Source organism: Amorphoplanes digitatis (assembly GCF_014205335.1).
GTDB lineage: Bacteria > Actinomycetota > Actinomycetes > Mycobacteriales > Micromonosporaceae > Actinoplanes > Actinoplanes digitatus.
In genome coordinates, this window is the sequence record NZ_JACHNH010000001.1 from 1,319,058 (window position 1) to 1,328,607 (window position 9,550).

Below are 9,550 nucleotides of genomic sequence, written 5' to 3' on the forward strand. Positions count from 1 at the left end.
CGCGACAGAGATCAGCGTAGGTCAATGTCCCGGCTCAGTACAAGGTGGTCGGTCCGCCTGGGAACGGATCCTCGCCAAGGCTCAGATGATCGAGTGGGTCAATTGCGGCACACCGGTACGCCGCTGGAGGACGTAAAGGGGAGGTGCCATCCCGGGCCCGCGAAAGGCAGCCACGGCGGACGCCACCCGCCTTCGGCCGGCATGCGTCGTGGAGGGCTGCTTCAACCGCTCATCACCGCACTGATCCGGCGCCGATGATCGGTAGGGCGCGGCCTACACGCTCAGGGACTCCCGGCGGTCGGCCGTGCGCCCGGTGAGCTCCCCGAGGAGCCGGGCCAGCTCCGACAGGCAGGTGGCGGCCGGCCCCTCCGGCATGGTGGTGATGATCTTGGCGCTGAGCCGGGCCTTGTCGGCCGCGGTGAGGCTGCGCGCGGTCAGGATCACGACGGGGATCCCGCTGGTGGCCGGGTCGCCGTGCAGGGCGGCGACGACGTCGAATCCGTCCATGCCGGGCATGAGCAGGTCGCAGATGATGAGGTCGGGCCGGTGGCCGCGGGCGAGGGCGAGCCCCTCGGTGCCGTTGCGGGCACGCCGGATCCGGATGTCCTCCGCCGTCAGGCTGGCGTCGATGATCTCGAGGCTGTGCGGGTCGTCGTCGATGGCCAGGATGTCGAGGGTCCGGTCGGTCGTCGCCGGGATGAGTCCGTGGCGCGCCAGCCAGGCCAGCAGGGCCGGCCGGCTCAGGGGCTTGACGAAGTAGTCGACCGCGCCCAGCGCCATGCCGATCGCCCGCGGGCCGGCGACGCTGATGATGACCACGGGAATGTGCCGGAACTGGTCGTCGGCCTTCAGGGCGGTCAGGACCTCCCAGCCGTCCATGCCGGGCAGCCGCAGGTCAAGCAGGACGGCCTCCGGCGTGCATTCCCGGGCGGCGGAGAGCCCCTGCTCTCCGGTCGCGGCGACACGGACGTCGTAGCCCGCCGCCTCGAGGTGGGCGGACAGCATGGCGGCGGCGCCGGCGTCGTCCTCCACGATCAGGATGCCGGCCGTACCCGGCCCGGCTCGGCCGTGTCCCGTGCCGGCCTCCGGTGCCCGCGCGGCCGGCAGGTAGACCGTGAACTTGGCGCCGTGGCCGAGCTCGGATTCCAGTTCGAGGCGTCCGCGGTGCGCGGCGACCAGCCGCTGGGTCAGCGCCAGGCCCAGCCCGGTGCCCTGCGCGCGGGCGCCCTGCTCGCCGGCCTGCTGGAACTCCTCGAAGACCCGATGATGATCCTCGGGGGCGATGCCCGGCCCGGTGTCGGCGACGGTCAGCGCGACCTCGGCGCCGACCCGCCGCCCGGTCAGGAAGATCCGCCCGCCGGTGGGGGTGAACTTGACGGCGTTGGCAAAGAGGTTGGTGACGATCTGCCGCAGGCGCATCCGGTCCGCCTGCACCGACAACGACGCGACCGCGACGGTCACCTCGATCTCCTTGTGCTCCGAGAGCGCGCGCAGCGAGGCGACGACCTCGGCGACGGCCTCCGGCAGGAACACCGGCTCCGGGTGCAGGTCGAGCTGGCCGGATTCGACCTTGGCCAGGTCGAGGATCTCGTTGATCAGCCCGAGCAGGTGGCTGCCGCTGGAGTGGATGTGGTGGATCCACTCGGTCGGCACCATGCTGTTCTGGCCGACGGTCGGCTCGGTGCGCATGAGGTCGCTGAACCCGATGATGGCGTTCAGCGGCGTGCGGAGCTCGTGGCTCATGTTGGCCAGGAATTCGCTCTTGGCCGCGCTCGCCGCGCGCAGGGCGGTCACCGTCGCCGACAGCTCGGCGGTGAGCTGGTCGCGGTGTACCACGGCGCTGTCCAGGGCCGTCGCCATCCGGCCCAGCTCGTCCCGGCCGGACACCCCGGTGCCGACCGTCGGATGTCCCGAGGCCAGGGCCATCGTCACCCGCGCCACCGCGGCGATGGTCGCCATGATGCCGCGCACGATCAGGTATGCCAGGCCGAAGGCGAGCAGCACCCCGGCCAGCCACACCGCGAGCATCTGGACGCGGGCCGTCTGGTACGCCGCGGCCGTCTCCGCGCGCTTCTCGACCGCCGCCTCCGTCTCGATCAGCACCAGCTCCTCCAGCGCCGCCGAGGCGGAGTTCAGCGCCGGGCGCGCGATGTCGTCGACCACCTGCTGGAAGCCGGCCACGTCGCCGCTCACGGCCAGCGGCACCAGCTGCTCGTTGCGGACCCGGCGCAGCTCCGCCAGGGCGTCACGAAACTGGGCCACCGCCTGCTCCCGCCCGCTCATGTCCGTTGCGGTGTACCCGGCGAACACCTCGTCGGCCTCGGCGTCGGCGTCGGACATCGCCCGCAGGTCGGAGAGCCGGTCGGCGGAGTCGTCGGCGATGAGTGCGTCGAGCAGCGACACCCAGGATCGCTGAACCTCCTGCTGAACCGTGCCGAGCTGGGCCACCGGCACCAGCGTCTGGCTGTAGAGGTACTCCGTCGCGTCCGCCGTGTCCGAGAGCTTCTGGAGGCCGACCACGCCGACGACGCTGCCGGCCACCACGGCGACCAGCACCGCCGCGTAGATCTTCAGAGCTACCGACAGGTCGTTGAACCAACGCACGAAGACCCCCAATCTCGGCAGTCGCCAACCACGTGCCCCTGGTAATACCAACATATAAGTAAAAAACGGGCGCGAAGCCGGTGACGCCGTTAGAGGGTCGCCGATGATCTGGACCTTTTATGGTGGTTTGAAGCGCTGACAGCGCCTTCGAGACTCACTATCCTGTTCGAGGTGAATCGCATAGGACGGGCAACGACCACGAAGGGCTCCGCGGAGCCCTTCGTGATCATCGGATGTGCCGCGGTGGCGGGCTACGGTGTCAGCACTGCGCCCAGCTGAAGTTGAAGAGGGTGTCGACGTCGCCCTCGCTCGACTTCATCGACATGCTGCTCTTGCTGCTCGACGAGCCGCCGTCCACCCGCAGCTCGGTGTTGATGTTCAGGACCTTCTGCGCCGAGCACGGCGTGTAGACCAGCACGGGCGCCACGTCCCTGGTCTCCCAGTAGCCCTGGAGCGGGCCGGCGAACGTCTCCTCGCTGCTGCTGCTGGTGGAGGAGCCCTGCCAGTAGTAGTTCGTGCGCTGGAGGGCCGTCGCGCCGGAGTAGAGCCGCGCCCGGCCCCGGTATTCCGCCTCGGCGATCGCGAAGCTCCACCCCGCGGGGACGGTCACCAGCACGCCGATCTGGCAGTTCTTGCGGCGGTCCGTCGGGGCGGCGTTGCCGCCCGACTCGGCCACGAAGTCGTTGTACCTGATCCGGAAGCCCGTCCGGTCGGAGTTGGCGATCACCGCGGCGGTGCCGGGCGCGCAGCCCGAGCCGTTGGCGGCTACCACCTCGAGCGTGATGTTCGTGTCCGGGACGGTGGCGGCCGCCGCGGGTGCGGCGGCGTGTGCCGGGGTGGACAGCGACAGCGCAAGCACCGCGCAGAGTATGGCGAGAGTTCCTTGTCTCGCGCCGGCGAAGCTTTTGGTCATCGTATTCCTCTCGATTGCTGCTCAATTTCTGCCGGTCGTCGCGCGTGCTTCATCGCTGAATTGCCCGGGTCGCGTGCGACCCGGGATGATGTCCGTCAACGGTGTCGGTCATAACGGCAATACTGCCGCGGCCATGTTCCGCTACGGAATGCTAGTCAGCGGGTACCCCATACACAAGCATTGACGATGATCGATGTGCGAAAGCTTTCGCGTACGCCGAGTTGGGCTGGCCTGACGCCCAGTAATGGGGACGATTCGAGGTTATTGCCAGGATATTTCGGTCCTTTCAACCTGACGTGTCGCCCGAAAAATCCTGAAAATGCGATGTGTTGCTTTACGCGACCTGTCGAAAATGCCCGAAGAACCTGTATGGCGCAATCCAACAGCCGTGCATTGAGACTAAATGCAATCCATTGACCGTCATCAATGAATACCCATAACATCGATCCGCGTGCGCATCGTTGTATCACCTCGAAGGGAGTTCCATGCGTAAATTGTTGGTGCGTGGGGGAGCCGTACTGGCGTTAATAGCCTCCTCGCTGATCGTGGGATCGCCCGCCTCGGCCGGAAGCATCCTGGACGACCCGCCGTCCGACCACATCGTCATCGACCTGGTCGCGATGGCCGGCTCGGGCTGCCGGCCCGGCACGGCCGACGTCGCGGTCTCGCCGGACAACACCGCCTTCACCGCGATCTACAGCGAGTACCTGGCCCAGGCCGGACCGGGCATTCCCACCACCGAAGGCCGCAAGAACTGCCAGCTGAACGTGTTGGTCCACGTCCCGCAGGGCTTCACCTTCGCGATCACCAAGGTCGACTACCGCGGGTACGGGCTGCTTCAACGGGGTGCCACCGCCTCGCAGCGGGCCAACTACTACTTCCAGGGCATGACCCAGAGCACCTTCTCCGTGCACCCGGTCGCGGCGCCGCTGGACGACAACTGGTTCGCCAGCGACGAGGTCCCCGTCGCCGCGGTTGTCTGGCACCCGTGCGGAGAACTGCGAAACCTCAACATCAACACTGAGCTGCGAGTCGCCAAGGGCACATCGACGGACGCGAGCTTCCTGACGATGGACTCCACCGACGGCAGCATCTCCACCACCTACCACTTCGCCTGGAGGGAGTGCCCGTAGCCGATCGGGCACGGCGACCCTCGGCCACCCGCTCCGGTGACCGAGGGCCGCCGGGGGCGAGCCCGCCTCAGGTGCCGCAGAAGGTCCGGTAGCGGCCGAAGTCAGGCGGCGCGGGCGCGGCGTAGCGCTCCAGGCCGGTGCGCTCGTCGTAGGGGCCGGTCACGGCGTCCAGCAGCCGGTGAAGCTCGCCGAGGTCGTCCTCGGCCGCGGCCGCGAGGGCCTCCTCGACGAGGTGGTTGCGGGGGATGTAGACCGGGTTGACCCGGTCCATGGCGTCGGCGTCCGGGCGCAGGGCGCGCCAGCGCGCCAACCAGTCGTCGACCGCCGGGAGGTCGGCGAACAGGCGGCGTACGGGTTCGCCGTCCCCGCGGGCGGCGACGGCGAGCGCGCGGAAGAACGAGGTGTGGTCGACCTGGTCCGCCTGCATCAGCGCGGGCAGCCCGTCGACAAGCGGCGCGGCCGACGCGGGGCCGGGGTCGGTGGGGAGGCCGAGCTTGGCCCGCATGCCGGCCGACCACTCGGCGTCGTAGCGGGAGCGGAACCCGGCGAGGGACTCCATCGCGAGCGCGACCGCCCGCTCCTCGTCGTCATGGATGAGTGGCAGCAGCGACTCGGCGAGCCGGGCGAGGTTCCACTGCGCCACCACCGGCTGGTTGCCGTAGGCGTAGCGCCCGCCGTTGTCGATCGAGCTGAAGACCGCGGCCGGGTCGTGGGCCTCCATGAACGCGCACGGCCCGTAGTCGATGGTCTCGCCCGAGATCGTCATGTTGTCGGTGTTCATGACGCCGTGCACGAATCCCACGAGCATCCACCGGGCCACCAGCGCGGCCTGTGCGGCGACCACGGCCTCGAACAGCGCGAGGTAGGGGCGCTCGGCCTGCGCCGCGGCGGGATGATGCCGGTCGATCGCGTGGTCGGCGAGGCGGCGCAGCAGGTCGGCATCGTTGGTGGCCCGGGCGTACTGGAAGCTTCCGACGCGCAGGTGACTGCCGGCGACCCGGGCGAGCACGGCACCCGGCAGCATGGTCTCGCGGCGCACCGGGCGCCCGGTCGCCACCACGGCGAGGGAGCGGGTCGTGGGGATGCCGAGGGCGTGCATGGCCCGGCTGACGACGTACTCGCGCAGCATCGGTCCGACCGCGGCCAGGCCGTCGCCGCCGCGCGCGAACGGGGTGCGCCCGGAGCCCTTGAGGTGCAGGTCGCGCACGTGGCCGCCGGCGTCGACGAGCTCGCCGAGCAGCAGCGCGCGCCCGTCGCCCAGCCGCGGTGAGTACCCGCCGAACTGGTGTCCCGCGTATGCCTGCGCCACCGGGGTGGCGCCGTCGGGCACGTCGGCGCCGACCAGCAGGCGCACGCCGTCGGGGCCGCGCAGCCAGGCGGGGTCGAGGCCCAGCTCGCCGGCCAGCCGCTCGTCGAGCACGAGCAGCCGCGGATCGGGCGTCGCCGCGGCCTGCCAGGGCACCGCCAGCTCCGGGAGTTCGCGCGCGAAGCGGTTGCCGAGGGTCACGGCCGGCGGTGCGATGCTCACGCCGTCGAGAGTACGTGGGAGGCGTGCCGCCGCCGGTGAGTGGGAAATCACGTCGGCCGGCCCGTCGCCGGTCGGCGAGGATGGGCGTCATGAAGGTGCATGAGCGGATCGACGGGCGGCTGCGCGACTTCATCGAGGCGCAGCCGATGTTCTTCGTGGCGACCGCGCCGACGGGGCCGGGCGGTCATGTCAACGTCTCGCCCAAGGGCATGACGGGCACGTTCGTGGTGCTCGGCGAGCACCGCGTGGCGTACCTGGACTACCACGGCAGCGGCGCGGAGACCATCGCACACCTTCGCGAGAACGGGCGGATCACGCTGATGTTCTGCGCCTTCCAGGGCCCGCCCAACATCGTCCGGCTGCACGGCCGCGGCCGTGCCGTGCCGATCACCGACCCGGAGTACGCGGAGCTGGCGCGGTTCTTCCCGGCGCCGCCGGACACGCACGGCGCCCGCTCCGTCATCGACGTCAACGTCACCCGGGTCAGCGACTCGTGCGGTTACGCCGTGCCGCTGATGGCCTACGAGGGCGACCGTGACCTGCTGACGCGGTGGAGCGAGCGGCGTACCGACGAGGACCTCGCGGAGTACCGCCGGGTGAAGAACGGCGTCAGCATCGACGGGCGGCCGATCTTCGCGGTGCCCGCCGGCCCGGAAAATGTCACAGGCGACCGCCATCATCGGGGGCATGGCTGAAACCGCCGCCCCGATTCCGCACCCGAGGCTCGAGTTGCCGCTGGCCGAGGCGCGCACCCGTTTCGTGCAGCTGGCCCGGCTCGCCGGTCTCACCCGGCAGACCACTGTGGTCACCGACGGCGGTCGCCCGCTGGCGGCGATCGTCCCGGTGACCGAGGCCGGCCCGGAGCGGGGCAACGGTGCCGCCGCGGGCTGGATCCGCCGCATCGAGAAGCTGCGTGCCGAGCTCAGGCGCCAGCACGTCGGGCTGGAGCGGGCGCTCGAGCAGGCCTGGCGGGAGCTGGACCGCCTATCCCCGCCGGGCGCCGACGCCCACCTGGACGCGCTGCGCGCCGCGCATTCGGACGTGCGCGCCCGCGCACCCGGACCGGAATGACACAGCGCCCCCGCCGAAGGGGGCTCGGCGGGGGCGCTGTCGTTCCGGTCGGCTCAGAAGCCGAACACCTGGGTGTAATAGGCGTCGCCCTTGGCGTTGTAGACGGCGCCGACGCCGACGGCCTTGGACTTGCAGTTGAGGATGTTGGCGCGGTGGCCGGGGCTCTTCATCCAGGCCTTCACGACCTCGTCGGCGGAGCGGTATCCGTAGGCGATGTTCTCGCTGGAGGGGCGGGCATAGCCGGCGACCTTGGCGCGCTCCACGAACCTCGAGTTGTCCCGGCCGGTGTGCGAGAACGTGCCGGTCTCCGCCATCCACTCGCTGTGGCCGCGGGCCGCGGCGGTGAGCTGCGCGTTGACCGTGGCGGCGGGGCACCCCTTGGCGGTGCGCTGCTCGTTGGTGAGGCGGGCGATGTCCGCCTCCAGCGACTTCTCCGACGCCTTTGCCGGCGCGGCCGCGGCCGGGGACACGAACATCGCGGTGCCGAGGGTGGCGGGAACGAGGGCGGCCAGGACGTAACGGCGAATACGCAAGGAGGTCCCCTTCGGAGTTCGGCGCCTGGCCTACCGCCAGGTTCTCTGTTCAGGTCGGCCCGGTTCGGGGAGTTCTCATAGCAAAGCGGGTTCCAGGCGGTCACCGATCGGTTGCCGGCCGGCCCGTGCCGGAAAGCGGTCGAGCCGCCCGGCTGATGCCGGGCGGCTCGTGGGGTGGTGCGGGTCGGGTCAGGCGATCTTGACGTTGAAGATCGGGTCGGCGGCGAGCTTCTTGAACGCGGTCAGGGCGGTCTTGGTCGAGTTGATGCTGATGTCGCGGTCGCCCTGGTCGTCCTTCTTGGTGTCGAAGTACACGATGGCCTTGATCGCGGGCCGCTTCTTCAGCTCCGGCAGGACGCTGTTGTAGCCGGGCGCCTTGTCGTGGACCTTGCCGACCCGGTGGTAGACACCCCACTCGGCGACCATGATCGGCTTGCTCTTGTGCTGGGTGGTGGCCCAGTCGTAGAAGCCCGGACCCTTGTTGCCAGTGGCCTTACGGTCGAGCAGGTCGGCGAACATGCCGTAGTGGTAGGCACCCTTCTCCGCGTTCACGTAGGAGTCCAGGCCGATCCAGTCCACGACGTCGTCGCCCGGGTACAGGTCCTTCCACCAGGACTGGGCCATCCACTTCTCGTTACCCATGTACGCCATCACGTTGATCGCGTTCGTCACACCCTTGCTCTCCAGGCGCTTGATGGTGTGGCGGTACATGGCCTTGAAGTCCTTGGCCTCCCAGCCGGAGCCCTTCTTGGCGATGACGTCGTTCTCCGGCTCGTGGTTGAGGACCAGGAAGAACTTCTCCGGGTAGTTCTTCTTCACGTGGGCGGCGAACTTGTCGATGCGCTTGTCCTGCTCGCCCTTGGCGACCTTGGCCCAGTTCGAGCCGTAGGCGATCTTCCAGTTCAGCAGCAGCACCCGCGGGTTGTTCTTGTCCCGGGCCATCGCGATCTCGCTCTTGGTCGGGAAGACCTCGTCACCCTTGTGGTAGGTGTGGAAGATGTTCGCGGTGCGGCCGGACAGCTTCTCCCAGGCCTTCAGCTCGGCGTCGCGCGGGTTGGTGGTGAAACCGCCGGCGGCGGCACCCCACAACACGCCACACGAGGGCACCAGGTTCGCATCCGTCACACACGGCTTGGCCGGCGCGGCCGTGGCAGCCGTGGTACCCGCCATCGCGGTACCGGCGCCGACGGCCATGGCGGCCAGAACGGTCAGCGACTTCGCAAGCTTGATCCGCACTGTGGCTTCCCCCTCGCTTGTCCGGCCGCAGGTTCGGCCGGGCATGCACTAGAGATTCCGGTGCGGCGGGTGCGCGACCCGGTCCCGAACAGGTGCCGGGCGGTTGCGACCGACCCGAACGGCGAGACTTGAGGATTTCCGCGCTGGAAAACCTCGCCATACGGGTAATAACGGACACGGAACGGCGACCCGGAATGACTGTGGGCGCGCCGCCGCCAGGTCCGAGGCTCACCGTCGAGTCCGAGTTAGAGTGTCGAAAGCGGTCATCTCGGGCGGGGGTGCCGGCCTCGGCCCGCGCCCGGCGAAGCGAAGGGCGCCGAGGCCGTGGGTGCCCGAACTGCGCAAGGTGCCTTAGAGTGACGCCCCGCGTCGACCGCGACAGCTCGGTCCCTGCTGCCATCGGTCCCGCATCGCAGCAGCTCCGAGAGGCGCGCGACGTGAAAAATTGGTGTACTCGGCAGTAGTCAAGCAGGGTGTAGACAGGTGCAGGCGACGCTTCGGGACCCGGACGTCGCCTGCTGTGCGTGGGGAC

The 9,550-nt window shown here is 69.6% G+C and carries 8 protein-coding genes; 3 read left to right on the forward strand and 5 right to left on the reverse strand.

What is annotated here, in order from left to right:
* Window positions 1–273 precede the first annotated feature (273 nt).
* Complete coding sequence (locus BJ971_RS06140; protein ID WP_184990612.1) at window positions 274–2,604, reverse strand: response regulator; 2,331 nt, start codon at window positions 2,602–2,604, stop codon at window positions 274–276.
* A gap of 259 nt (window positions 2,605–2,863) precedes the next feature.
* A complete protein-coding gene (locus tag BJ971_RS06145; protein ID WP_239087465.1) occupies window positions 2,864–3,463 on the reverse strand; it encodes a DUF4360 domain-containing protein in 600 nt (199 codons plus the stop codon).
* A gap of 539 nt (window positions 3,464–4,002) precedes the next feature.
* Between BJ971_RS06145 and BJ971_RS06150 the strand changes: the two genes are divergently transcribed.
* Window positions 4,003–4,650, forward strand: coding sequence for a DUF4360 domain-containing protein (locus tag BJ971_RS06150; RefSeq protein ID WP_184990615.1), 648 nt, complete (start codon window positions 4,003–4,005; stop codon window positions 4,648–4,650).
* Between the two features lie 67 nt (window positions 4,651–4,717).
* Here BJ971_RS06150 and BJ971_RS06155 read toward each other — a convergent pair whose 3' ends face one another.
* Complete coding sequence (locus tag BJ971_RS06155; RefSeq protein WP_184990617.1) at window positions 4,718–6,178, reverse strand: protein adenylyltransferase SelO; 1,461 nt, start codon at window positions 6,176–6,178, stop codon at window positions 4,718–4,720.
* A gap of 89 nt (window positions 6,179–6,267) precedes the next feature.
* Here BJ971_RS06155 and BJ971_RS06160 point away from each other — a divergent pair, with 89 nt between their 5' ends.
* Both BJ971_RS06160 and BJ971_RS06165 read left to right on the forward strand, forming a co-directional pair.
* Window positions 6,268–6,873 carry a pyridoxamine 5'-phosphate oxidase family protein gene (locus BJ971_RS06160; RefSeq protein ID WP_184990620.1) on the forward strand — a complete coding sequence of 202 codons (606 nt, stop codon included), beginning with the start codon at window positions 6,268–6,270 and terminating at the stop codon, window positions 6,871–6,873.
* Window positions 6,866–7,249: a type II toxin-antitoxin system Phd/YefM family antitoxin gene (locus tag BJ971_RS06165; protein ID WP_184990622.1), complete on the forward strand. Its 384-nt coding sequence runs from the start codon at window positions 6,866–6,868 to the stop codon at window positions 7,247–7,249. Before BJ971_RS06160 ends, BJ971_RS06165 begins: the two co-directional genes overlap by 8 nt.
* Window positions 7,250–7,302: 53 nt before the next feature.
* On the opposite strand, the gene BJ971_RS06170 is transcribed toward BJ971_RS06165, so the two are convergent.
* Together BJ971_RS06170 and BJ971_RS06175 are read right to left on the reverse strand one after the other, a co-directional pair.
* Window positions 7,303–7,782: a CAP domain-containing protein gene (locus tag BJ971_RS06170; RefSeq protein ID WP_239087464.1), complete on the reverse strand. Its 480-nt coding sequence runs from the start codon at window positions 7,780–7,782 to the stop codon at window positions 7,303–7,305.
* 189 nt (window positions 7,783–7,971) lie between these two features.
* Window positions 7,972–9,018: a glycoside hydrolase family 26 protein gene (locus BJ971_RS06175; RefSeq protein WP_239087463.1), complete on the reverse strand. Its 1,047-nt coding sequence runs from the start codon at window positions 9,016–9,018 to the stop codon at window positions 7,972–7,974.
* Between the last annotated feature and the right edge of the window lie 532 nt (window positions 9,019–9,550).